The sequence below is a fragment of the Streptomyces sp. NPDC048269 genome, from assembly GCF_040652395.1.
Taxonomy (GTDB): domain Bacteria; phylum Actinomycetota; class Actinomycetes; order Streptomycetales; family Streptomycetaceae; genus Streptomyces.
In genome coordinates this window covers 23658-47319 of record NZ_JBEZLW010000051.1, presented here as the reverse complement: position 1 = coordinate 47319, position 23662 = coordinate 23658, and the positions used below count along the sequence as shown (strand labels likewise).

Here is a 23662-nt window from a genome sequence, read left to right as displayed (position 1 = left end):
CCAGCAGGCCCCAGGTGTACGGGTGGCGGGGCTCGTAGAAGACCTTTTCGGCGGTGCCCCGCTCGACGCACCGGCCGCCGTACATGACGAGGATGTCGTCGGCCATCTCGGCGACCACGCCGAGGTCGTGCGTGATCATGATGACCGCGGAGCCGAACTCCTTCTGCAGATCGCGGATCAGGTCCAGGATCTGCGCCTGGACGGTGACGTCCAGGGCGGTGGTCGGCTCGTCCGCGATGAGCAGCTCGGGGTTGTTGACCAGGGCCATCGCGATCATCGCGCGCTGGCGCATACCGCCGGAGAACTCGTGGGGGTACGCGTCCACGCGCCGGTCCGGCTCCGGGATGCCCACCCGGTCGAGCATCTCGACGGCCCGCTTGCGCGCCGTCTTCTTGTCGACGTCCTGGTGGGTCCGGTACGCCTCGACGATCTGCTTGCCGACCGAGTAGTACGGGTGCATCGCGGACAGCGGGTCCTGGAAGACCATGGCCATCTTGCGCCCGCGGAGCTTGCGCACGTGATCCGCGTCGGCCCGTACGAGGTCCTCGCCGTCGAGCACCACCTCGCCCGAGATGTGGGGGCGGCTGCGCGCGTTGCCGGTGCGGTGCAGGCCCATGATCGCCAGCGAGGTCACCGACTTGCCGGAGCCGGACTCGCCGACGATGCCGAGGGTCTTGCCGCGCTCCAGGTCGAAGGAGAGCCCGTCGACGGACTTGACCAGACCGTCGTCGGTCGGGAAGTGCACCTTCAGGTCGCGCACGGAGAGGAAGGCCTCGGACCGCGGGCGGGCCTGCTCGGGCACGAAGGCGGGTCGGCTGGAGGAGGGGGTGTCGGTCACGTCAGCCTCACGCGCGGGTCGATGACGGCGTACAGCAGGTCCACGATCAGGTTGGCCATCACCACGAAGAGCGCGGCGATCAGGGTGACTCCCATGATCACGGGGAGGTCGCCGGCGCCGATGGCGGCGACGGCCGCCGTTCCCAGACCCTGGAAGTTGAAGGTCGTCTCGGTGAGCACCGCGCCGCCGAGGAGTCCGCCGAGGTCGAGGCCGAACATCGTGACGATCGGGGTGAGCGTGGAGCGCAGGGCGTGCTTGCGGATGACCACGCCCTCCTTGAGCCCCTTGGCGCGGGCCGTGCGGATGTAGTCCTCGCCGAGGACCTCCAGCATCGTGGCGCGGGTGATGCGGGCGTAGGTGGCGGCGAAGAGGAAGGCCAGGGTGACCCAGGGCAGGATCAGGCTGTTGAGCCAGGCTCCTGGATCCTCGGTCAGGGGTTTGTAGTTGGACACGTCCAGCCAGCCGAGGCTGTAGACGAAGATCGCGGGGGCCACCATGCCGGTGAAGAAGATCGGCAGGGAGACACCGGCGAGCGCGCCGACCATGACGGTGCGGTCGATGGCGGTCCGGCGCTTGAGCGCCGAGATCACACCGGTGGCCACACCTGCGATCACCCAGATCAGGGCCGCCCCGAGGGCGAGCGAGAGGGTGACCGGCATGCGGTCGAGCATCGTCTCCCAGACGGGCGCGTCGGTCTTGAAGGAGTACCCGAAGCACGGCGCCGCACAGTGCGTGACGTCGGTGCCGCCGTCGTAGTCACGGCCGGCGAAGATGCCCTTGAGGAAGAGCAGGTACTGCTCGGAGATGGGCTTGTCGAAGCCCATCTTCACGCGGATGCCCGCCAGGGCGGTCTCATTGGTCTCGCGTCCGGCGTACATGAGCGCGGGATCGCTGCCGGTCAGCTTCGGGACCGCGAAGAAGATGCCGAAGGTGACCACGGAGACCACCAGCAGCGTGGCGGCGACGTTGAACAGCCGCCGTATGAGGTAGACGAGCACTGCAGTCGGCCGCCCGGGGCGGGTGGCCGCCGCCCCTTGTGGGGACGGCGGCCACCGCCTGCGGCCTTCACCTGCCCTTCGGACTAGCGCATGTGCGGTGAAGGCACTTACTTGCGTGCTGGGTTGATTCTCTGCACCGGACCGTGACTACTTGGCGGCGATACCCACGGTGGCAAGGTCGATCTTGCCCATGGAGTCGTTGAAGTAGACGTTGGTCAGACGCGGGTTGTGGTAGACGAAGGCCTTGTCGAAGTTGATCGGCAGGTAGAGCGCCTTCTCCATGACCTTCTTGTTGATGTCCGTGTAGAACGGCGCGGCGGCTTCCGGCGTGGCGGCGGAGGCGGCCTTGTCGAAGAGGCCGTTGATCTCGGCGTCGTCGAGCATCGAGTAGTTGTTGTTGCCGTTCGGCAGGATGAACGATCCGTCGACCAGCGGCTGCAGGTAGCCCGCGCCGGAGTTGTAGTCGGCGCCCCAGCCCATGACGATGATGCCGTAGTTCTTCTTCTTCACGTTCTCGGGCGAACCGATCGTGGAGGAGGAGAGCTTGCCGTCGTACTGGTCGATCGTCGCCTTGATGCCGACCTTGGCGAGCGCCGCCTGGAGGGACTCGGCGGTCTTCACCTCGGGGGCGCGGTTGTTGCGCACCGCGATGGTGGTCTCGAAGCCGTCCGGCTTGCCACAGGCCTTGAGGGCCTCCTTGGCCTTGGCCTCCTGCGGCTCGCCCTTCGTCAGACCGAAGGGGTCATAGGACTTGTCGGAGCCGGGGATGCCCGGGGGCAGCATGTTGGCGCCGAGGTCACCGCTGGTCGGGCCGCCGCGGGCGGTCTGCAGGGACTTCGGGTCGGCCGCGTAGATGACGGCCTTGCGGCACTCGATGTTGTCGAACGGCGCGACGGTCTGCGGGAAGACGAAGTAGCGGATGTAGCCCGTGAACGGGTTGTCCGCGTTCGTCTTGAGCTTCTCGTCCTTGAGGATCTTGTTCTTCGCGGCCTGCTGGACGCCGGTGCCGTCGACCGCGAGGTCGATGTCGCCCGACAGCAGACGCTGGTCCATGTCGTCCGGGTTGGTCGTCACCGTGAAGGAGACCTTGTCCGGCAGACCCTTGCGGATCGTGTCCGTCTTCGGGTCCCAGTTCTCGTTGCGGACGAAGGTGGCGCCCTTGCCGGCGGTGAAGCTCTCCACCTTGTACGGGCCGGTGGAGACCGGCTTGTTGGTGTAGGTGGCGCCCGTGTCCTTGCCCGCCGGGACCGGCGAGGAGGACGGCATGGCCAGCAGGTAGCTGAAGTCGGAGTTGGCGGTCGCCAGGTTGAAGACGATCGTCTTGTCGTCCGGCGTCTCGACGGACTTCAGACCCATCTTGTTGGGGTCGGTGTCCTTGTACGGGCCCGGGTACTTCTGGCCCTGGTCGAGCAGGTCGATCAGGTAGGTCGGACCGCCCGACAGCACGTCCTGCGCGAAGTTGCGCTCGACGCCGTACTTGATGTCCTTCGAGGTGATCGGCGTACCGTCCTCGAACTTCACGCCGTCCTTGAGCTTGAGCGTGTACGTCTTGCCGTCGTTGCTCAGGACCGGCAGCGCCTCGGCGAGGTCCGGGACCAGCTTGGTGCCGTCCTTGCCCGGCTTGCTGTCGTAGGCGAGCAGCTGGCGTATGTACAGGCGCTGCATGTTCCAGACGAAGCCGTAGTAGGCACGCGCCGGGTCGAGGTAGTCGACGTCCTGCGGCGACCAGAGCTTGAGCTCACCGCCCTTGGCGTCCGACGGGTTCACGACGCCGGTGGTGGCGGCGTTGAACGCGGCGGCCCCGGAGCCCTTCCCCTCGGTCTTGTTACCGTCGTCGCCACCGCACGCGGCGGTCAGCGACAGGGCGGCGATCACGGCGGTGATCGCGAATGCCTGCTTTCTGCGGATCACGGTTGTCCAACCTCCATGGTGGGTGAATCGATGAAGCGGTTCAGTTGCCCTTGGGGTCGAGTGCGTCACGCAGCCCGTCCCCGAAGAGGTTGAACGCCAGGACGGTGATGAAGATCGTGATACCGGGGACCACCATGTACATGGGGTCGTCCTGGTAGATCGGGACGGCGTCGGACAGCATCTTTCCCCAGGAGGCCGTGGGCGGCTTGACCCCGGCGCCGAGGAAGCTGAGGGCCGCTTCCGTCAGGATGTTGGTCGGGATGATCAGCGTCGCGTAGACGAGGATCGGCGCGACCAGGTTGGGCAGCAGCTCCTTGATCAGGATGTAGCCGCGGCCGGCCCCGAGGCTGCGCGCGGCCTCGACGTACTCGCGTTCCCGCAGGGAGATCGTCTGGCCCCGGACGATACGGCCGATGTACGGCCAGCCGAAGAAGCCGATGACGACGATCAGTACGCCCATGCGGACGCCCGAACCCTCGAATCCCCAGAGGGAGTTGGGAACCACGGAGACCAGGGCGATGGTGAACAGCAGCTGCGGGAAGGCGAGCAGCAGGTCCATCGTGCGGCTGATGAGGCCGTCGACCCAGCCGCCGAGGAACCCGGCGAGCGCGCCGAGCAGGCTGCCGATGACGACCGATACGAAGGCCGCCAGGAAGGCGACGACCAGCGAGATCCGGGCGCCGAAGACGATCCGGCTGAAGACGTCGCGCCCGTTGGTGGGTTCGACGCCCAGCAGGAAGTCGGAGCTCATGCCGCCGAAGGAACCGAGCGGCGTGCCCAGGTCCGGGTCGATCAGGTCCTCGTGGAACTCGTTGGGCGGGTGGCCCAGCAGGCTCACGATCTGCGGCGCGAAGACCGCCACCAGGATCAGGAGGATCACGACCACGCCGCCGGTCAGCGCGACCTTGTCGCGCTTGAGCCGCATCCAGGCGATGCGGCCGGGCGAGCGGCCTTCGATGGCCTTGGCAGGGACGTCGGCTACGGACACAGGTGCGGGTGTTTCCGCGCTCGTGTCATGCAGTGGTGCCGTCATCGTGGTGGGGACCCCTCTCGGCCGACGGGTGGCCGGCCCATGCCCGCCGCTGTGGCGGCGTTGGTGCGGAGTGGCGCTCGGAGTGCGTGGGATACACAGGACGCGTGTGAGGTGCAGGAATTGCGGAAATTGCCGTGCGGAACAACAAGCGAAGTGCACATGCTGAGCCGGGTCTCGCAGGACTGACCGGCTCTTGGGTGGGGAGTCTTCATCGGGCGCTCAATCGGCCGCCAGACCTGCCGGGGATGTGATGCGCAACCGTGATCTGCGTCTACACCTTCCGTTATCCGAACCGTGAGCTCTGTTGAGCGGTGAAACACCTCCCCTTCGGCGCGGAACGGACATCCGGCCCAACTGCCATGTGAGACATGGTTCTTGGGTGCATTCGGCGGATATGGCGAAGGCCGCACCGATGGGTCCGGTGCGGCCTTCACGACAGATGTCTCGATATGCGGATGTCTGGGGAGGGGGGCGGGACCGGTCAGGCGGGACCGGTCAGGCGGCGCCGGTCAGTAGGGCGGTGCCTGGCCCTCGCGGTCGTAGAACGGGCGGGTCTGGGCGCGCAGCCACATCGCGACGGGGTCGTGCTCGTCCGCGAGCGCGACCGTGCACACGGGGACGCCCTCGGGGACCACACCGACCGACTGGCGCATCATTTCCCGTACGGACTCCAGCGCGGGCGCGGAGGCGTCGTACAGGTCGAGCCCGACCGCGAGGTACGGGGACCCGAGCGCCGGCTGCACCCAGGCGCGGCGCAGCGACCGGACGGCCGGGGTGCGGTGTGCGTGCTGGGTCAGCAGCCCGTAGAACTGCGGGAGCTCGATGGAGGGCTCGGACAGCCGCAGCGGCCCGGCCGGCATCCGGTCCAGGCCGGTCGCGATCCGGCGCAGGTCGGCCCAGGGGATGCCGAGGCCGCCGCCCTGGGCGTGCGGGTTGAGCCACAGGCCCCAGCGGTCCGGATAGAGCGCGCGGGCGATGTCCCGCCCGGTGACCACCTCGTAGCCGCGGGTCCAGCCGCTGGCGGCCAGCTCCTGGGGGGAGGTCACGCAGGGCGCGTACCCGAGGCTCTCGACCTCCATGCCGCCGTACTGGGCGTCCGGGGAACCCGGCTGCCCCTGCCAGAGGAGCATCCACAGCCGGCCCTCGGAGAGGGCGTGCAGAAGCGACTCGTAGCTCTCATACCGCCCGGGAGTCACCTGGCGCAGCATGTGCTCGACCTGCCCGGCCGCGGCCGTGCCTGACGCACTCACCCGGTACCCCTCTTCGTCCGCCCGTCGTCCACACGTACCAACAGCTTAAGCGGCCCTACGGGAGGTAGAAGGGGCGTACGCGCTCACGAATCCAGTCCGTGACCGGGTCCTGGGCGGCGTCGAGGAGGATCAACTGCACGGGCCAGGGCGCCGGTACGCGGGCCAGGGCCCGGCCGAGGGCTTCCATCGGGGCGTTCTGCATCTCGGGCTCCCATCCCAGCAGGCGGACACCGATGAACAGTTCCGGGTCCGCGCCCTCGACGCTGGCGAGGCAGCGGTGCGCGGCGGCGACCACGCCGGTGGCGCGGAACTCTTCGGCGGCGGCGGCCAGGAATTCCACCGGGTCCTCCTGCCAGTCCGGCTCGTACAGCCGGACCCGACCGCCGGTGGACGGGCCGTCGAGCGGGGTCCGGCCGGTGCGGCAGAGCTCCGCGACGGCGGGCGGGGGCAGGGGGACGCCGACGGCGCCCTCGGGGTTGAGCGCGATGCCGAGCTGCGGGGGCAGGCCGCGGGCGAACTCGACGGCGGGGGCCACGGCGAAGTCCATGCCGGGGCCGACGCAGGTGAGGAACTGGGCCTCGGAGCTGTAGACCGGGACGTAGGCCGCGCCGCCGATGTCCATCGTGGGCAGGTCCAGGGCGGCCGAGTCCTGGCCTCCGCCGCCGGGCAGGGGCACCCACACCTGGCTGCGCCCGAGCACCTCCAGGATCCGCCCGCCGGCGTCCGGCTGCCCGAGGGCCGCCCCGAGCACCTGCTCCAGCTCATTCCCCGGCCAGCCGCTGCCCTGCATGTGCCCCTGCCTCTGCGTGTGTTTCCCGCCGAATGTCGTGCCGAGGCTATCGCTCCGGGGGGCCGCCCCCGCCGGTGGGCTCCGCCCTGCCCGGACCCCGCCGCTCGGCTCCGCCGGTGGGCCCCGCCGGCGGCTCCGCCCCCACCCTCCCCCAGACTCCGTCCGGGACCCCCGCGCCTCAAACGCCGGCGGGGCTGGACGTGCCTGCGCTGCCCCGCCCGGCTACGGCTCCGGACACGGCGCCCCGCGCCCGCGCCTCAAACGCCGGCGAGGCTGAGATTGCCCTGCGGGCAATCCAGCCCACCTGGCGGCGCCGAACCCAGCCCCGCCGGCGAGTGAGGCGCCGGGTGCGGGCGGAGCCCCGGCCTCTCAGCCCGCCGACGATTGAGGCGCGGGGTGCGGCGGCAGAGCCCCGGCCTTCAGCCCCGCCGGCGATTGGGGCGCGGGGGCTGGGGCGGAGTCCCGGTGGTGGCGGGGCGGCCGGGCACGTGGCTCAGGCGCCGCCCGGCGCGGAGCCCGGCGGCGCGTCAGGCGTGGAAGCCGATCCGCGTCACGGCGGCCGCCGAGGCGCGGTCCAGGAGGGTCACCGAGGCGCAGCCCGGCGGGGGGTGGCCGGCTTCCGCGGAGCGGAGGAGGCGGGTCACCGCGCCCCGGTGGCGGGCGAAGGCGTACGCCGACACCCGGCGCCCCCGCGCCGCCTGCCCGGCCAGGGCCTCCGCCGGGCTGCTGTCCAGCAGGAGCAGGTGCAGCGCCCGACCCCGGCGGCGCGCGGCCGCCGCGAGCAGGCCCCGTACCCAGCTCTGCGTCCCGCAGTCGTGCACGACGACCGACGCCCCGGAGCGGAGGGTCCGCCACAGCCCCCAGTAGTGCGCGGCACGCACCAGCGGCCGGTAGACGGCGTACGGCAGCGCCCCCGGCATCCGCCGCTCCCAGCGCTCACGGGTGTCCTGGGAGTCGATCCCCGCGCCCTCGGCCGCCGCACGCTTGATCAGCGTGCTCTTGCCGCCGCCCGGCAGGCCGGACACCACGACGATGTCCCCCGCGGCGAAGCCCAGCCGCCGCGGCCCCCGTCCCCCCGGGCCGCGGAGGTCACGTACGGACCCGGCCGCCGCCCCGCTCCGCACGCGCGCCCCCCGCTGCGCCGGCACCGCGTCCACGGTCGCCGCTGTCGTCACCACTCCGAATCTCCGCACAGTGATCGCCTCCCCCGAATCGGGTCGCCAGGACCCTTGCCCACTGAGTGTAAAGAGACGGTAATCCGGCAGCCCCGGTTCCGGTCCGGCCGCTCGAGCACCGCACGAACTTTCGGGGCCCCACCCCCGATCACCACGGTGGCGTGCAATGATGTGCGCCATCTGGACCAACTGCATACCGGCCGCTTGAATCCGCGCGGGAGAGTCCCGGGCACGCCGCAAGGCCGTGCGCGGGCGCCGAAGGAGCAAGAACCTCCCTTGAATCTCTCAGGCCCCGTACCGCGTGGATGAGGCAGATCTGAAAAGCGAGCTGCTCGGCAGCTCCACCCAAGGTGCAAGCCGACGGTCCCTGGCAGCCAGGAACTCTCGGCGAACCTCTCAGGTTCCGATGACAGATGGGGAGGACCCTCCTCGTCATGTCATGCCCTGGGACTCGGGAGCCACACCCATGAGCACTGCCCCCCGTCTGACCGCCCTCGATGCGCTGCACCGTTCCCTCGGTGCGACCATGACCGACTTCGCGGGCTGGGACATGCCGCTGCGGTACGGCAGCGAGCGCGACGAGCACAACGCCGTACGCACCAAGGCCGGCCTCTTCGACCTGTCCCACATGGGCGAGATCACCCTGACCGGCCCGGAGGCCGTCAAGGCCCTGGACTACGCGCTGGTCGGCAACATCTCCACCGTCGGCGTCGGCCGCGCCCGCTACACGCACATCTGCCAGGCGGACGGCGGCATCGTCGACGACCTGATCGTCTACCGCCTCGGCGAGACCGAATACATGGTCGTCGCCAACGCCTCCAACGCCCAGGTCGTCCTCGACGCCCTGACCGAGCGCGCCGCCGGCTTCGACACCGAGGTCCGCGACGACCGCGACGCGTACGCGCTCATCGCCGTCCAGGGCCCGGAGTCCCCCGGCATCCTCGCCTCGCTCACCGACGCCGACCTGGACGGCCTCAAGTACTACGCCGGTCTGCCGGGCACGGTGGCCGGGGTTCCGGCGCTGATCGCGCGTACGGGCTACACCGGCGAGGACGGCTTCGAGCTGTTCGTCGCCCCCGAGCACGCCGTGGAGCTGTGGCAGGCGCTGACCAAGGCCGGCGAGGGCGTCGGCCTGGTCCCGGCCGGCCTGTCCTGCCGCGACACGCTGCGCCTGGAGGCGGGCATGCCGCTGTACGGGCACGAGCTGACCACCTCCCTCACCCCGTTCGACGCGGGGCTGGGCCGGGTCGTGAAGTTCGAGAAGGAGGGCGACTTCGTCGGCCGCGCCGCGCTGGAGGCCGCCGCCGAGCGCGCCGCCACGAACCCGCCGCGCAAGCTGGTCGGCCTGATCGCCGAGGGCCGCCGCGTCCCGCGCGCCGGTTTCCCGGTCGTGGCCGACGGCCAGGTCATCGGCGAGGTCACCTCCGGCGCCCCGTCCCCCACGCTCGGCAAGCCGATCGCGATGGCGTACGTGGACGCGGCACACGCCGCGCCCGGCACCTCCGGCGTCGGCGTCGACATTCGCGGTACGCATGAGCCGTACGAGGTCGTGGCCCTGCCCTTCTACAAGCGGCAGAAGTAACACTTCGCACGACCCGAAGCGCAGGCAGTCGTACGGACATCCGTACGGCTCCGTCTCAGTACCCAAGACCACAGTTCGTATCCACTCCCCCGCATCCAGGAGAATCAGGTCATGAGCACCCCCCAGCAGCTGCGTTACACCAAGGAGCACGAGTGGCTGTCGGACGCCGTGGACGGCGTTTCGACGGTCGGCATCACGGAGTTCGCGGCCAACGCGCTCGGTGACGTCGTCTACGCCCAGCTCCCCGAGGTCGGCGAGACCGTCACCGAGGGCGAGACCTGTGGCGAGCTGGAGTCGACGAAGTCGGTCAGCGACCTGTACTCCCCCGTCTCCGGAGAGATCGTCGAGTTCAACCAGGACGTCGTCGACGACCCGGCCCTGGTGAACTCCGCTCCCTTCGAGGGCGGCTGGCTGTTCAAGGTGCGCATCTCGGAGGAGCCCAAGGACGCGCTCTCCGCCGAGGAGTACACCAAGCTCACCGCCGGTAACTGACCCCAGGGGATCCTGATGTCCGTACTGAACACCCCTCTCCACGAGCTCGACCCCGACGTCGCCGCAGCCGTCGACGCCGAGCTCGTGCGCCAGCAGTCCACCCTGGAAATGATCGCGTCGGAGAACTTCGCTCCGGTCGCCGTCATGGAGGCCCAGGGATCGGTCCTGACCAACAAGTACGCCGAGGGCTACCCCGGCCGCCGCTACTACGGCGGCTGCGAGCACGTCGACGTGGTCGAGCAGATCGCGATCGACCGCATCAAGGCGCTGTTCGGCGCCGAGGCCGCGAACGTCCAGCCGCACTCCGGTGCGCAGGCGAACGCCGCCGCGATGTTCGCGCTGCTGAAGCCGGGCGACACGATCATGGGCCTGAACCTGGCCCACGGCGGTCACCTGACCCACGGCATGAAGATCAACTTCTCCGGCAAGCTCTACAACGTGGTCCCGTACCACGTCGACGAGACCGGGCAGGTCGACATGGCCGAGGTCGAGCGCCTCGCCAAGGAGTCCAAGCCGCAGCTGATCGTCGCGGGCTGGTCCGCCTACCCGCGCCAGCTGGACTTCGCCGCCTTCCGCCGCATCGCGGACGAGGTCGGCGCGTACCTGATGGTCGACATGGCGCACTTCGCCGGCCTGGTCGCCGCGGGTCTGCACCCGAACCCGGTGCCGCACGCCCACGTCGTCACCACCACCACCCACAAGACCCTCGGCGGTCCGCGCGGCGGCGTCATCCTGTCGACGCAGGAGCTGGCCAAGAAGATCAACTCCGCGGTCTTCCCGGGTCAGCAGGGCGGCCCGCTGGAGCACGTGATCGCGGCCAAGGCCGTCTCCTTCAAGGTCGCGGCCTCGGAGGACTTCAAGGAGCGCCAGGTGCGCACCCTGGAGGGCGCGAAGATCATCGCCGAGCGCCTGGTGCAGCCGGACGTCACCGAGGTCGGCGTCTCCGTCCTCTCCGGCGGTACGGACGTCCACCTGGTCCTGGTCGACCTGCGCAACTCCGAGCTGGACGGCCAGCAGGCCGAGGACCGGCTCCACGAGATCGGCATCACGGTCAACCGGAACGCCATCCCGAACGACCCGCGGCCGCCGATGGTCACCTCGGGTCTGCGGATCGGTACGCCGGCGCTCGCCACGCGCGGTTTCGGCGCCGAGGACTTCACCGAGGTCGCGGAGATCATCGCGGCCGCGCTGAAGCCGGCCTACGACAGCGAGGGCCTCAAGGCGCGCGTCTCCGCGCTCGCCGCGAAGTTCCCGCTGTACCCGTCGCTCTAGTCGGCGCGGGGAAGGGCCCGGCCTTGCTCGTGCGCAGGCCGGGCCCTTCCCATGACCGGAGCCGCAGGCGGACGCGGGTGCGGCCCGGCGACCGGGCCCGGTCCCGGGGGCCGACGCGGTCGGCGAAGGCCGGCGACGCCACGTACGGAGGGCGAGCTGACACCCGCGGGACCCCCCTCCGTCCCCTTCCGGCAGACGAGACGTTCATTTCACCGCGTTAAGCTCGTCTGTCGGACAAAATCCGAACAATCGACCTCTCCCGCCCCCTCCACCCCACGAGCAGACAAGGGAGTCCGCCAGTGGCCATCTCCGTCTTCGACCTCTTCTCCATCGGCATCGGCCCGTCCTCCTCCCACACGGTCGGCCCGATGCGCGCCGCACGCATGTTCGTGACGCGGCTGAAGAAGGACGGTGTCCTCGCCCAGACCGCGTCCGTCCGCGCCGAGCTGTTCGGCTCCCTCGGTGCGACCGGGCACGGCCACGGCACCCCCAAGGCGGTCCTGCTGGGCCTGGAGGGTCACTCCCCCCGCACCGTGAACGTGGAGACGGCGGACGACGAGGTCGAGCGCATCCGCAAGAGCGGCCGCCTGCGCCTCCTCGGCACGGAGATAGGCGATGGTCACGAGATCGCCTTCGACGAGCCGAACCAGCTGATCCTCCACCGCCGGCGCTCGCTCCCGTACCACGCGAACGGCATGACGCTCTTCGCGTACGACGCCGCCGGCGCCCCTCTGCTGGAGAAGACCTACTACTCGGTCGGCGGCGGCTTCGTCGTCGACGAGGACGCGGTCGGCGAGGACCGGATCAAGCTCGACGACACGGTGCTGAAGTACCCCTTCCGCTCCGGCGACGAGATGCTGCGCCTGGCGAACGAGACCGGCCTGTCGATCTCCTCCCTCATGCTGGAGAACGAGAAGGCCTGGCGCACCGAGGACGAGATCCGCGAGGGCCTGCTGGAGATCTGGCGCGTCATGCAGTCCTGCGTCGCGCGCGGCATGTCCCGCGAGGGCATCCTCCCGGGCGGCCTGCGCGTCAAGCGCCGCGCCGCCTCCACAGCGCGCCAGCTGCGCACCGAGGGCGACCCGATGATGCACCGCAGCGAGTGGACGACGATCTACGCGATGGCGGTCAACGAGGAGAACGCGGCGGGCGGCCGGGTCGTCACCGCGCCCACCAACGGCGCGGCCGGGGTGCTGCCCGCCGTCCTGCACTACTACATGAACTTCGTGCCGGGCGCGGACGAGGACGGCGTGGTCCGCTTCCTCCTCGCCGCGGGCGCGATCGGCATGCTCTTCAAGGAGAACGCCTCGATCTCCGGCGCCGAGGTCGGCTGCCAGGGCGAGGTGGGCTCGGCATGCTCGATGGCGGCCGGCGCCCTCGCCGAGGTCCTGGGCGGCACCCCGGAGCAGGTCGAGAACGCGGCCGAGATCGGCATGGAGCACAACCTGGGCCTGACCTGCGACCCGGTCGGCGGGCTGGTCCAGATCCCGTGCATCGAGCGCAACGGCATGGCTGCGGTCAAGGCCGTCACGGCGGCCAAGATGGCCATGCGCGGCGACGGCAGCCACAAGGTCTCCCTCGACAAGGTCATCAAGACCATGAAGGAGACCGGCGCGGACATGAAGGTGAAGTACAAGGAGACCGCTCGCGGCGGCCTCGCGGTCAACGTCATCGAGTGCTGATCCGCGGCACGGGACAGGAAGGGGCCCGGCGCGTGCGCCGGGCCCCTTCCTGTCCGCCGCGCCGTCCTTCCTGTCCGCCGCGCCGTCCGCCGCTCCTACCCGCGGCGGAGGGCCTTGAGGACCCCCTTGGCGAAGTCGTCCACCGACGTGTCGTAGGCCTTCAGGCTCTCGGGGGTGGGCGGAGTGCGCGCCTCGGCCGTGACCGTCACGTCGATCGTCAGGTTGCTGTCCCGCAGGCGCAGCTCACGCACCTGGCGCAGCTCGGCCGGCTTGTTGTAGGCGAACCGGTAGGCCTCCTTGCCGACGCCCTTCACCTCGGTGAGGCCACTGTCCGGCATGTCCTTGGCCGTGTTCTCCCGGCCCCTGGTGAAGACGTCCTTCGCGAAGTCGACGCTCTCGGTGTAGGCGAGGTCCAGCTCGACCTTGACGTTCCCGTACTTCGCCGGGCCGGACTCCACGAGCGGCTGGACGCACAGGACGCCCGGGGCGCCCCCGCCGGACCGTTTGATCCGGTCCGCGGCCTCCTCGCGCGCGCCCAGCGGGTCGGCGAGCTCGCCGTACGGGAGCATGTTGCATATCTCGTCCGTGGCCGCCCAGCGGTAGCCTCCCTTGCCCTCCTGCGGGACCTCACGGTCCGCGTCGCCGCCGCAGGCGGTGACCGCCAGGACCAGGGCCACGGCGACCGTTCCATGGCGAGGAAAGCGGTGACGGCGCATCCGGTTCTCTCCTGTGTCGAGCGGGACGGATTCTGTGGATTTCACTCAACCACCCTGCCATCGAAGGAAGTTGCGCACCGAAGGAATTGCGGAAGGGGAAGTGGAACTGCCGGGTCCGCTACGGCGTCCTAGGCTGTGTCACAAGTCCCCGCCTCCCGAGAATCGAGGGGACGTCATGATCCACCCGCGTTTCCGCCGGATCGTGGCCCTGGCCTCCGGCGCTCTGCTCACCGCCGGGCTCTCGTCCGCGGTGCCGGCCTCGGCCGCCGTCGCCACCCGCGCCCGGACCCAGACCCAGATCCAGACTCCGCTCGTCGTCCATGCCCGCTGGGGCGGGCACCCCGCGTACGACCGGATCGTCATCGACCTGCAGGGGTTCGTCCCCGGGGTGACCGTCACCTCCGTCCCGCAGCTGCGCTACGACGGGTCCGGCAAGCCCGTACCGCTCGCCGGGAAGCACTTCCTGGAGATCCGCCTCAACCCCGCCGCCGCACACGACGACGCGGGCCACAGCGTCTACCAGGGGCCCAAGCTCCAGAAGATCAACCTCAGCAAGCTCAAGGGCCTCGCCCTGACCGGCGACTTCGAGGGGTACGTGACCTTCGGTGCCGCCTTCGACACGGTCCCCTACTACCGCACCTTCTCCCTGCACTCGCCGGAGCGGTTCGTCGTGGACATCGCGCACCCGAACCACTGCTGAACGGCCGGGCGCACGGGTGGCGGCGAGCACCGCGCCGCCACCCGGATGCATACGGCCCGAAATGTTCCTAAGGTCGATGGAGAGGGACACGCCACGGGAAGAACCCGGTTCCCCTCCACCGGCACCGACGGCGTCGATCCCCGATCCCGTCAGGAGATGACCCGTATGACGACCGCCTCCGAGACTCCTGTCCTCGACACCCTCGCCGCCATGACCCTCGACTCGCTCGAGCGGTGCGGCCTGTCCGCGGACACCCTCATGCTCACCCGCATCGCCGCGCTCGTCGCCATGGACGCGCCCGCGATGTCCTACGTCGCCCACATCGGCCCCGCCATGGACTCCGGCGTGGACGCGGGGAAGCTCCAGGACGTCCTGGTGTCCATCGCACCGATCGTGGGCACCGCCCGCGTCATGTCGGCAGCCACCCACATCACGGAGGCCCTGGGAATCGCCATCGCCGTGGCCGAATCCGACAGCCGGCCCTGAGCACCGCCCTCCAGGGGTCCGCACGAGCCGCGCCCGTGGCGGGCGGCGGATGCCCCTGTGGCCCCACGGCCGCAACACCCCGGCCCGCGCGGCACCGTCCCCGGCCGCCCGGGCACGGCCCAGGACCGGTCGAAGGACGTGAGGACGATGTCCCTGGCGCCCCGTTCCGGCCCGCCGGCGCGCGCACGCACGTCGGCCAGGCTGGCCTTGGCCTGCGCGCTGGGTGCGGCGGGGTCGCTCCTGGCGGCGAGCGGGTTCGGAGGTCTGGTCATCCTCGCCGCCGGAGTGGCCTGTTCGGCGCTCACGGCGATGGGTACGTGGTGGGCGCTGTCCCATCGAGGGGCAGTGCGGGTGGCCGGTGCGCTGCTCGCGGTGGCCGCGCCCGTGGCCGTCCTGGTGCTGTACACCCGGGCGGGCCTGTGGCCCACCCTGCTGGCCGCGATCGCCCTGTGGGCAGCCGCCGTTGCCTGCTCGCGGTGGGCACTGCTGCACGCGCGGGAACCCGAGGGGATGCGTGCGGCCCCGTGCTCCCTCCCCCGGCACCCGGTGCTGATCATGAACCCGAAGTCCGGCGGCGGCAAGGTCAGCCGCTTCGGTCTGGCCGAGAAGGCAGAGGCGCTGGGCGCCCGGGTCGTTCTGCTGGGCGGCGCGGCCGAAACGGACCTCTCCGCGATCGCCCGGCGGGCGGTTGCCGAGGGCGCGGACCTGCTGGGGGTGGCGGGCGGCGACGGCACGCAGGCCCGGGTGGCCGAGGTGGCCGCCGAGCACGGCTTGCCGTTCCTGGCGATCTCCGCGGGCACCAGGAACCACTTCGCCATGGACCTCGGTCTGGACCGCGAGGACCCGGCCCGGTGTCTGGACGCGCTGACCGACGGGGAGGAACTCCGGATCGACCTGGGCTTCGTGGGGGGCCGCGCCTTCGTCAACACGGCCTCGTTCGGTGTCTACGCACAGGTCGTGCAGCGCCCGGAATACCGCGACGCCAAGGCGGGCTCGATTCTGGACGCGCTGCCGGACCTGCTGCTCGGATACTCCGGTCACACGCTCGACGCGCAGACGGACGAGGCGAAGCTGGAGTCCCAGCAGGCCCTTCTGGTCAGCAACAACCCGTACGCCGCCCCCGATCCCACGTCCGCGGGCGGCCGCAGACCCCGGCTGGACCAGGGACTGCTGGGCGTCGTCGGGATCCGGGTGGGCAACGCGGCCCAGGCGGCGGACATCGCGGTTCGAGGTGCCCGGGCAGCCGGTCTGCACGTACTGACCTCCCGCCGGATCGTCATCACCTCGCACACCGACCGCATCGCGGTCGCCGTGGACGGAGAGGCCCTGTCCCTGCCCGCCCCCGTCACCTGCGACATCCGCCCGGGCGCCTTGCGCGTTCTGGTACCGAGACACCGGCCCGGGTCCCGCATGCCCGCTCCGCACCCCAGCTGGCGCGATGTCGTCACCCTGGCGTTCGCCCGCTCCACATGAGGATGCCCCGTTTGATACATGACGTGACAATTAACCGTGCACGCCGTTCCCAACCATGTGGGAGACAGCCGTGAAGGACCTCGAATTCGAGCAGAAGAGTTCACTGTCACGCCTTGAGGCCGCCGATCAGCTCTCCGCTCTCGCGGACGCGCTCCGACGTGGCGGCAAGGCCGAACTGGACCTCGGGCCCGGGAGGCTGACCCTGCGCATCCCCGACGACCTCGTCAGCGAAATCGAGGTCGAGGTCGGCGACGGGCAGATCGAGCTGGAGATCGAACTCAAGTGGCCGACCCAGCAGGCCGGCGCCGCGAAGGAGTAGGCCCGCCCGCGATCCGCCGTACCGCCGTACCGCCGTCGTGGCCGGGACGGAGCGACAAGGGAGCAGACCATGACCAGTCCAGCCGACCGGGCCCGGATGGGGCGCGCGGTCCGCAAGCAGGTCGCACGGTCCTCGCACGGCCGGTGGACCCCGGCCGCGGACCGGCCCGATCCCCTGCGGCTGCTGCAGCGGCAGGCCGCCGGCCGGGTGGTCGAGCTGCTGCCGATCCGCTACGGGCGGATGTCGGTCTCCCCGTTCACCTTCCTGCGCGGCGCGGCCGCCGTCATGGCCGCTGACCTCGCCGCCGTGCCGAACACCGGTTTGACCGTCCAGCTCTGCGGTGACGCGCACCTGCTGAACTTCGGCGTCTTCGCCTCACCCGAACGGGCCCTGCTGTTCGACCTCAACGACTTCGACGAGACCCTGGCCGGGCCGTTCGAATGGGACGTCAAGCGGCTCGCCGCCAGCGTCGCGGTGGCCGCCCGCGACCGGGGGCACGGTGACGGACGCGCGTGGCGAGCCGCTCTCGCCGCGGCCGGCTCCTACCGGCGTGCCATGCGGCAGCTGGCCGAGCAGGGCGAACTCGCCGTCTGGTACCAGCGGATCGACCCTTACGCCGTACTCCCCGTGATCCGCGAGCGCAAGCGGCGGGGACGGGCCGAGGCGAACCTGGAACGCGCTCGCGGGCGCACCAGCCTGCAGGCACTCGACAAGCTCACCGAGGTCCGGAACGGCCGTCGGCGCATCATCGACGACCCCCCTCTGCTGGAGCCCGTCGGCGAACGCGCGACACGGGCCGTCGACAAGATCTTCAGCGAGTACCGCAGCACTCTCCCCGAGGAACGCCGCCTCCTGCTGGACCGCTACCGGTTCGTGGACGCGGCCCGGAAGGTCGTCGGCGTGGGAAGCGTGGGCACGCGCTGCTTCATCATCCTGCTGACCGGCCGCGACGCGCAGGACCCGCTCTTCCTCCAGCTCAAGGAGGCCGTGCCGTCGGTGCTGGAGGATCACCTGCCGGCCGACGGCCACGCTCATCACGGCCACCGGGTGGTCGCGGGGCAGCGGCTGATGCAGGCCACCGGCGACATCTTCCTCGGCTGGACGAGCGGACCGGAGGGGCGCCACTTCTACTGCCGTCAGCTGCGCGACATGAAGGGATCGGCGGTGGTCGAGACCATGGGCCCGGCCGTGCTCCGCCAGTACGCGGAACTGTGCGGCACGGCACTGGCCCGCGCCCACGCCCGCTCCGGCGACCGCATCGCCATCGCCGGTTACCTCGGCAAGGCCGACGCCTTCGACCGGGCCGTCGCCGACTTCGCGCTCCACTACGCCGACCAGACCGTCTCCGACCACGCCGCGCTCACCGCCGCCGTCTCCGGCGGCGACATCATCGCCACCTCCGGCGTCTGAACGGGACCCCGCTCACGGCTGCTCCGGCTTCTCGGACGGCGCGTCGGAGGACTCGTCGGACGGCTCCTCGGACGGCTCTTCGGACAGCTCGTCCGACAGCTCCTCGGACGGCTTGCTGGACGGCCGGAAGCTGGAGATCCTCCCCCGGGTGGTGTGCCAGCGCTCCCTCATCTGGCTGACCACGCTGTCCCATTCACGGCGGACCTCGTCATCGGGCGGCCGCTCGCCCTGACGGATGCGGCCGAGTTCATCACGCACCTCCCGTCCGAGCGCCGCCGACCCCACCACGACCAGCACGATGCCGAAGAACGCCGAGAGCATCGCGAAGACCACGCCCATCGCGCCGTAACGGTCGGCGTAGGAGTTGAACAGACGCGGCAGGTAGAAGTCCGCGCCCACGCCATAGAGCGCCATCAGGACGGACACGATGACACCGAACGGCAGGAGATCGCTCCAGGCGATCCTCTTCGCCGACAGGATCCAGCCACCCCAGACGAGGAAGAGCCCGCTCAGCGACGCTTCGAGCAGGTTCACCGCCAGCGTGAGGTGCCCCCGGCCGGCGACGGCGAAGAGCCAGCCGCTCACGGGCACGTAGATCACGAAGGCCAGGACCCACTTCGCGTCATTGACCGTGTTGCGCATGCTCAGGGGCTTGAGCTGCCAGGTCTGCTCGAACAACCGCTGCACCGCCCGCGCGAAGCTCAGCATGGAGATCAGCAGGAACAGGGCCCCGAGGACGCCGACGCTCGTGTCGGCGGTCGAGGAGAAGACGTCCCGCACGGCATCGGCTCCGGCCCCTGTGAGGCCGTACCGGTCGATGATCCGGTCCGCAACGTCCTGACCGCCGATGTCGGCCAGCACGGCACCGAAGAGGATCGCGAGGGAGACCATCGCGGTCAGCATGCTGGAAGCCAGCGCCATCGAGCGATCGAACCCCGCGATTCTCTGGAACCGGTTCACCACGCGGAGCGCGAATGCCGGACGCAGCCAGAACGTCAGCGTTCTCGTGAATCGCTCGCGATCGATCTGAGCCGCCCTCCCCTCCGTGGATCTCGGTGGTCCGTGACCGGGCGCCTGCCGGGCCGTGTCTCACCTGTGTTCGGGGTTCTCGAAGTCGAAGCGGCACCCCGCGTCCCACTCCGACCGCTGGTTGCCGTGGGCGGGGACGCCACCGGCGTCCTTCAGCATCCTCGCCAGGTGGAGCATGTTCCAGGTCATGAAGGTCGTGTTGCGGTTGGTGAAGTCGTTCTCCGGGCCGCCGGAACCGGGGTCGAGGTAGGAGGGACCGGGGCCGGCCTCCCCCACCCAGCCCGCGTCCGCCTGCGGCGGGATCACGTATCCCAGGTGCTGCAGGCTGTACAGCACGTTCATCGCGCAGTGTTTCGCGCCGTCCTCGTTGCCCGTGATCAGACACCCGCCGACCCGGCCGTAGTAGGCGTACTGCCCGGCCTCGTTCAGGATCGACGAACAGGCGTAAAGACGTTCGATGACCTGCTTCATGACCGAGGAGTTGTCACCCAGCCACACCGGCCCGGCCAGCGTCAGCATGTCGGCGGCCATCACCTTGCTGTAGACGACCGGCCACTCGTCCGTCTCCCAGCCGTGCTCGGTCATGTCCGGCCACACGCCCGTGGCGATGTCGAGGTCCACCGCGCGCAGGACCTCGACCTGCACGCCCTGGCGTTCCATGATGCCGCGGCTGCGATCGATCAGGCCCTCCGTGTGGCTGCGTTCCGGCGACCGCTTGAGCGTGCAGTTGATCACCAGGGCCCGCAGATCGCCGTGGGCCGCTCCCGTCTCCGCCATCGTTCTGTCTCCTTCGTGCGGCATGGGCGAGCCGGGCCCGCGGACCGCCCTGGTGGGGCAACGTGTACCGCTCTGCGCCCTCCACTTCACCAGGCCGCACCCCCGTGCGCCCGACGGGCTGGGCCACTCGCCGTACGCCGGGCACCGCCAGGCGGGTGGCGTTCGGAACGGTTTGTTACCACTCCGCGCGGCCGACTAGGGTCAGTGGGCCTTGGTGTTCGGGAAACCGGTGTGAAACCGGTGCGGCCCTCGCCACTGTGATCGGGAAGTCCGGCTCCATTCCTTCGGGAAGCCACTGGGCCCGCGCGGGAAACCGCACGGCCCCGGGAAGGCGGAGTCCGGGCATCAGTACCCGTGAGCCAGGAGACCGGCCGGGGCGCGCTGTCCATCCACGAGGTGCTGGAGAGGTCTTCCCCACTCATGCATATAGCCGAGGGGTTTCTGCCCCCTTTGCACGCGGTCGCCTGGGGCGCCGCGTCCGCTCCCTTTGTCGTACACGGAGTACGCGCCCTCACCCGCGAGGTGAAGGCCCACCCGGAGAGCACGCTGCTGCTCGGAGCGTCCGGAGCGTTCACCTTCGTACTGTCCGCCCTGAAGATCCCTTCTGTGACTGGCAGTTGTTCCCACCCCACCGGTACCGGGCTCGGGGCCATCCTCTTCCGGCCGCCGATCATGGCGGTGCTCGGCACGATCACCCTGCTGTTCCAGGCGCTGCTGCTGGCGCACGGCGGGCTCACCACCCTCGGCGCCAACGTGTTCTCGATGGCGATAGCCGGGCCCTGGGCGGGCTACGGCGTCTACCGGCTGCTGCGGAAGTTCGGCGTGCCGCTGATGGTGACCGTCTTCTTCGGCGCCTTCTTCGCCGATCTGGTCACCTACTGCGTGACCTCCGTCCAGCTGGCCCTGGCCTTCCCGGACGCGAGCAGCGGCTTCGTCGGCTCGCTGGAGAAGTTCGCCGGCATCTTCGCGGTGACGCAGATCCCGCTCGCGGTCAGCGAGGGGCTGCTGACCGTGCTCGTGATGCGGCTGCTGATGCAGTCCAGCACGTCGGACCTGGTCCGGCTCGGCGTCGCGAAGCTCACGGGATCCGGGAAGAAGCAGGAGGCGTCGGCCTGATGACCAGGAACGCGAAGATCAACACCCTGCTGCTGCTCCTGGTGGCGGCGCTGGCCGTACTCCCGCTCGCGCTCGGCCTGGGCGAGGGCAAGGAGGAGCCGTTCGCCGGCGCCGACGCGCAGGCGGAGGCGGCCATCACCGAGCTGAAGCCGGACTACGAGCCCTGGTTCTCGCCGCTGTACGAGCCGCCCTCCGGGGAGATCGAGTCGGCGCTGTTCGCCCTCCAGGCGGCGCTGGGGGCGGGCGTGCTCGCGTACTACTTCGGCGTCCGCAAGGGTCGCCGTCAGGGTGCGGCCGCCGCCGCTGCCGAGGCGGGCCCGCCCACGTCCGCCACGGAGTCGTAGGCGGTGCTGCCGATCGACGCGGCGGCGCACAGCAGTCGCTGGCGCCATCGCCACCCTCTGGAGAAGGCCCTGCTGGGGATCGGACTGACGGTCGCCGCGGTGTGCCTGCCCCCGTGGCCCGGCGGGCCGCTGGTCGCCGCGGCCACCCTCGCCGTGCTCCTCGGCCCCGCCGGGGTGGCCCGGCGGCAACTGTGGCGGGCCTTCCGCATCCCGCTCGGGTTCTGCTTCACCGGGGCGCTGCCGCTGCTGTTCGCCGTCGGGGGGCCGGCCGGCTTCGTCTCGCTGGCCCCGGACGGCCCCCGGCACGCCGTGGAGTTGCTGCTGCGCACCTCGGCGGCCTCGCTCGGCGTGCTGCTGTTCGCGTTCACCACCCCGGTGTCGGACGTGCTGCCGCGGCTGGTCCGGGCGGGGGTGCCGGCTCCCGTGGTGGACGTGGCCCTGGTCATGTACCGGATCGGGTTCCTGCTGCTCGACTCCCTCGCCCGGGTCCGGCAGGCCCAGGCGGCCCGGCTGGGCACCACCGGCCGGGCGGCGGCGTGGCGTTCGGTGGGCGGGCTGGCCGCGACCTCGTTCGTACGGGCCTTCGACCGCGCGGCGCGGCTCCAGTCGGGCCTGGCCGGGCGCGGCTACGACGGCGCGCTGCGCGTGCTCGTCCCCGAGGCCGCACTGTCCTGGCGGTTCCTGGCCGCCTCCGCCGCGCTGCTGACCGGGCTGACCGTCATGACTCTCGTACTGAAGGAGCTGTACTTGTGAGGCCGTTGGTGGAACTGGTGGGCGCGGGCTACGCGTACGAGGACGGGCCCGCCGTGCTCTCCGGCGTCGACTTCGGGATCGCCGAGGGCCGGGCACTGGTCCTGCTGGGCCGCAACGGCAGCGGCAAGACCACGCTGATGCGGCTGCTCAGCGGAGGCCTGCGGCCCGGGTCGGGCGCGCTGCACCTGGACGGGGCGGTGGTCGCGTACGACCGCGCCGGCCTGACCCGGCTGCGGACGGCGGTCCAGCTGGTCGTGCAGGACCCGGACGACCAGCTGTTCGCGGCCTCGGTGGAACAGGACGTCTCCTTCGGCCCGATGAACCTGGGCCTGCCCTTGCCCGACGTCCGCGAGCGGGTCGACTCCGCCCTCGCCGCGCTGGACATCACGGCGCTGCGGGACCGCCCGACCCACCTGCTCTCGTACGGGCAGCGCAAGCGAGCGGCGATCGCGGGCGCGGTGGCGATGGCTCCGCGGGTGCTGATCCTGGACGAGCCGACCGCCGGGCTCGACCCGGACGGCCAGGAGCGGCTGCTGGACGCCTTGGCCGGGCTGCGCGCGTCGGGGACCACGGTGGTGATGGCCACTCACGACGTGGACCTGGCCGTACGGTGGGCCGACGACGCCGCGGTCCTGACCCCGTCGGGCATCCGGGTCGGCCCCGCCCGGGCGCTGCTCTCGGATCCCGCCCTGCTCGCCGAGGCGGGCCTGCGGCAGGCCTGGTCGCCGGCCGTGACGGCCTTCCTGCGTGCCCGCGGCCTGCTGCCCGCTGACGTCCCGGGCCCCCGCACACCGGAGGCGCTGGCCGCATGGCCGTCACGGCCGTAGACCGGCCGGAGCCACGGCAAACCTAGGATGGCGTCATGTCGCTCCCGCACGCCATCCTCACCGCCCTGCTCGAGAAGCCCTCGTCAGGGCTGGAGCTGACCCGGCGGTTCGACAAGTCGATCGGGTTCTTCTGGTCGGCGACGCACCAGCAGATCTACCGCGAGCTCGGCAAGCTGGAGGAGTCCGGGCTGATCCGGGAGCTGCCGAGCGAGGTGCCCGTACGGGGGCAGAAGAAGGAGTACGAGGTTCTGCCGGCGGGCAGCGCGGAGCTCGCCCGGTGGGTCGGCGAGAGCCAGGACCCGAAGCCGATGCGCGATCCCCTGCTGCTGCGCCTCCGCGCGGCGGGGGTGGTCGGGCCGCAGGGGCTCGGACCCGAGCTGCGGCGCCATCTGGAGCTGCACCGGCGCCAGCTGGCCCAGTACGAGGCCATCGAGGAGAAGGACTTCCCGCCGGAGCGGGACGCCGTGGAGGACCGGCTGCGCCGTCTCGTCCTGCACGGCGGGATCGCCCTGGAGACGTTCTGGCTGCACTGGCTCCAGGAGGCCCTCACCGAAGTCGAGGACATGACGCCCCCGGGCGGCACTCCGGCATGACCGCATCCCGGGCAGGGCGACGGCATGACCGCGCCCCCGCCCGGCAGCAGGGGCGGGGGCGACGCGGAGGCCGCTGCGCGCGGGCCTGCTTCGCGG

The 23662-nt window shown here is 70.8% G+C and carries 24 protein-coding genes and 2 riboswitches; of the genes, 14 read left to right on the top strand and 10 right to left on the bottom strand.

What is annotated here, in order from left to right; translation table 11 throughout:
- The 7 genes from AB0D48_RS32465 to AB0D48_RS32435 form a co-directional block, all read right to left on the bottom strand.
- On the bottom strand, positions 1-802 hold an 802-nt coding region (locus tag AB0D48_RS32465), incomplete at its 3' end, for an ABC transporter ATP-binding protein (RefSeq protein WP_362405158.1).
- 32 nt (positions 803-834) lie between these two features.
- Positions 835-1836, bottom strand: coding sequence for an ABC transporter permease (locus AB0D48_RS32460; RefSeq protein WP_362405136.1), 1002 nt, complete (start codon positions 1834-1836; stop codon positions 835-837).
- 147 nt (positions 1837-1983) lie between these two features.
- A complete protein-coding gene (locus tag AB0D48_RS32455) occupies positions 1984-3747 on the bottom strand; it encodes an ABC transporter substrate-binding protein (RefSeq protein WP_362405133.1) in 1764 nt (587 codons plus the stop codon).
- 40 nt (positions 3748-3787) lie between these two features.
- Positions 3788-4780, bottom strand: coding sequence for an ABC transporter permease (locus tag AB0D48_RS32450; protein ID WP_362405130.1), 993 nt, complete (start codon positions 4778-4780; stop codon positions 3788-3790).
- Positions 4781-5289: 509 nt separating this feature from the next.
- Positions 5290-6030 carry an enhanced serine sensitivity protein SseB C-terminal domain-containing protein gene (locus AB0D48_RS32445; RefSeq protein WP_362405127.1) on the bottom strand — a complete coding sequence of 247 codons (741 nt, stop codon included), beginning with the start codon at positions 6028-6030 and terminating at the stop codon, positions 5290-5292.
- A gap of 55 nt (positions 6031-6085) precedes the next feature.
- A complete protein-coding gene (locus tag AB0D48_RS32440; protein WP_362405124.1) occupies positions 6086-6820 on the bottom strand; it encodes an enhanced serine sensitivity protein SseB in 735 nt (244 codons plus the stop codon).
- 527 nt (positions 6821-7347) lie between these two features.
- Positions 7348-7977, bottom strand: coding sequence for an AAA family ATPase (locus AB0D48_RS32435; protein WP_362405155.1), 630 nt, complete (start codon positions 7975-7977; stop codon positions 7348-7350).
- A gap of 223 nt (positions 7978-8200) precedes the next feature.
- Positions 8201-8305: riboswitch (glycine riboswitch) on the top strand.
- A gap of 156 nt (positions 8306-8461) precedes the next feature.
- Here AB0D48_RS32435 and gcvT point away from each other — a divergent pair.
- The 4 genes from gcvT (at position 8462) to AB0D48_RS32415 (ending at position 13023) form a co-directional block, all read left to right on the top strand.
- Complete coding sequence (gene gcvT, locus AB0D48_RS32430) at positions 8462-9577, top strand: glycine cleavage system aminomethyltransferase GcvT (protein ID WP_362405121.1); 1116 nt, start codon at positions 8462-8464, stop codon at positions 9575-9577.
- A gap of 111 nt (positions 9578-9688) precedes the next feature.
- On the top strand, positions 9689-10069 hold the full coding sequence (gene gcvH / locus AB0D48_RS32425; RefSeq protein ID WP_362405118.1) for a glycine cleavage system protein GcvH: 381 nt from the start codon (positions 9689-9691) through the stop codon (positions 10067-10069).
- Positions 10070-10084: 15 nt separating this feature from the next.
- Positions 10085-11341, top strand: coding sequence for a serine hydroxymethyltransferase (glyA, locus tag AB0D48_RS32420; RefSeq protein WP_362405115.1), 1257 nt, complete (start codon positions 10085-10087; stop codon positions 11339-11341).
- A gap of 299 nt (positions 11342-11640) precedes the next feature.
- Entirely contained in the window at positions 11641-13023 is a 1383-nt protein-coding gene (locus tag AB0D48_RS32415; RefSeq protein WP_362405112.1) for an L-serine ammonia-lyase, read from the top strand.
- Between the two features lie 95 nt (positions 13024-13118).
- Here AB0D48_RS32415 and AB0D48_RS32410 read toward each other — a convergent pair whose 3' ends face one another.
- Positions 13119-13784, bottom strand: a complete 666-nt coding sequence (locus tag AB0D48_RS32410; RefSeq protein WP_362405109.1) for a hypothetical protein — start codon at positions 13782-13784, stop codon at positions 13119-13121.
- Between the two features lie 130 nt (positions 13785-13914).
- Between AB0D48_RS32410 and AB0D48_RS32405 the strand changes: the two genes are divergently transcribed.
- The 5 genes from AB0D48_RS32405 to AB0D48_RS32385 all read left to right on the top strand — a co-directional run bounded on the left by AB0D48_RS32405 (position 13915) and on the right by AB0D48_RS32385 (position 18127).
- Entirely contained in the window at positions 13915-14439 is a 525-nt protein-coding gene (locus tag AB0D48_RS32405; RefSeq protein WP_362405106.1) for a hypothetical protein, read from the top strand.
- Positions 14440-14604: 165 nt separating this feature from the next.
- Positions 14605-14925, top strand: coding sequence for a carboxymuconolactone decarboxylase family protein (locus AB0D48_RS32400; RefSeq protein WP_362405103.1), 321 nt, complete (start codon positions 14605-14607; stop codon positions 14923-14925).
- Positions 14926-15072: 147 nt separating this feature from the next.
- Positions 15073-16398, top strand: coding sequence for a diacylglycerol kinase family protein (locus AB0D48_RS32395; RefSeq protein WP_362405100.1), 1326 nt, complete (start codon positions 15073-15075; stop codon positions 16396-16398).
- A 70-nt stretch (positions 16399-16468) separates the two neighbouring features.
- Positions 16469-16717, top strand: a complete 249-nt coding sequence (locus AB0D48_RS32390; protein WP_362405097.1) for an amphi-Trp domain-containing protein — start codon at positions 16469-16471, stop codon at positions 16715-16717.
- A 69-nt stretch (positions 16718-16786) separates the two neighbouring features.
- Positions 16787-18127 carry a DUF2252 domain-containing protein gene (locus AB0D48_RS32385; protein WP_362405094.1) on the top strand — a complete coding sequence of 447 codons (1341 nt, stop codon included), beginning with the start codon at positions 16787-16789 and terminating at the stop codon, positions 18125-18127.
- Between the two features lie 12 nt (positions 18128-18139).
- Here AB0D48_RS32385 and AB0D48_RS32380 read toward each other — a convergent pair whose 3' ends face one another.
- Positions 18140-19048 (bottom strand): hypothetical protein, encoded by a 909-nt coding sequence (locus AB0D48_RS32380; RefSeq protein ID WP_362405092.1) that lies wholly within the window; start codon positions 19046-19048, stop codon positions 18140-18142.
- A 168-nt stretch (positions 19049-19216) separates the two neighbouring features.
- Positions 19217-19933 (bottom strand): flavodoxin family protein, encoded by a 717-nt coding sequence (locus AB0D48_RS32375; RefSeq protein WP_362405089.1) that lies wholly within the window; start codon positions 19931-19933, stop codon positions 19217-19219.
- 171 nt (positions 19934-20104) lie between these two features.
- A riboswitch (cobalamin riboswitch) is annotated at positions 20105-20324 on the top strand.
- Positions 20325-20353: 29 nt separating this feature from the next.
- Here AB0D48_RS32375 and AB0D48_RS32370 point away from each other — a divergent pair.
- The 5 genes from AB0D48_RS32370 to AB0D48_RS32350 are packed head-to-tail and all read left to right on the top strand — an operon-like array spanning position 20354 to position 23566.
- Complete coding sequence (locus AB0D48_RS32370) at positions 20354-21049, top strand: energy-coupling factor ABC transporter permease (protein WP_362405152.1); 696 nt, start codon at positions 20354-20356, stop codon at positions 21047-21049.
- A complete protein-coding gene (locus tag AB0D48_RS32365; protein WP_362405086.1) occupies positions 21049-21393 on the top strand; it encodes an energy-coupling factor ABC transporter substrate-binding protein in 345 nt (114 codons plus the stop codon). The genes AB0D48_RS32370 and AB0D48_RS32365 overlap by 1 nt, the downstream gene beginning before the upstream one ends.
- 3 nt (positions 21394-21396) lie before the next feature.
- Positions 21397-22146: a cobalt ECF transporter T component CbiQ gene (cbiQ, locus tag AB0D48_RS32360; protein ID WP_362405083.1), complete on the top strand. Its 750-nt coding sequence runs from the start codon at positions 21397-21399 to the stop codon at positions 22144-22146.
- Positions 22143-22973 carry an ATP-binding cassette domain-containing protein gene (locus tag AB0D48_RS32355; protein WP_362405080.1) on the top strand — a complete coding sequence of 277 codons (831 nt, stop codon included), beginning with the start codon at positions 22143-22145 and terminating at the stop codon, positions 22971-22973. The genes cbiQ and AB0D48_RS32355 overlap by 4 nt, the downstream gene beginning before the upstream one ends.
- Positions 22974-23008: 35 nt before the next feature.
- The gene (locus AB0D48_RS32350) at positions 23009-23566 is read left to right on the top strand and encodes a PadR family transcriptional regulator (protein ID WP_362405077.1); all 558 of its coding nucleotides are present in this window, start codon (positions 23009-23011) and stop codon (positions 23564-23566) included.
- Positions 23567-23662: the final 96 nt, after the last annotated feature.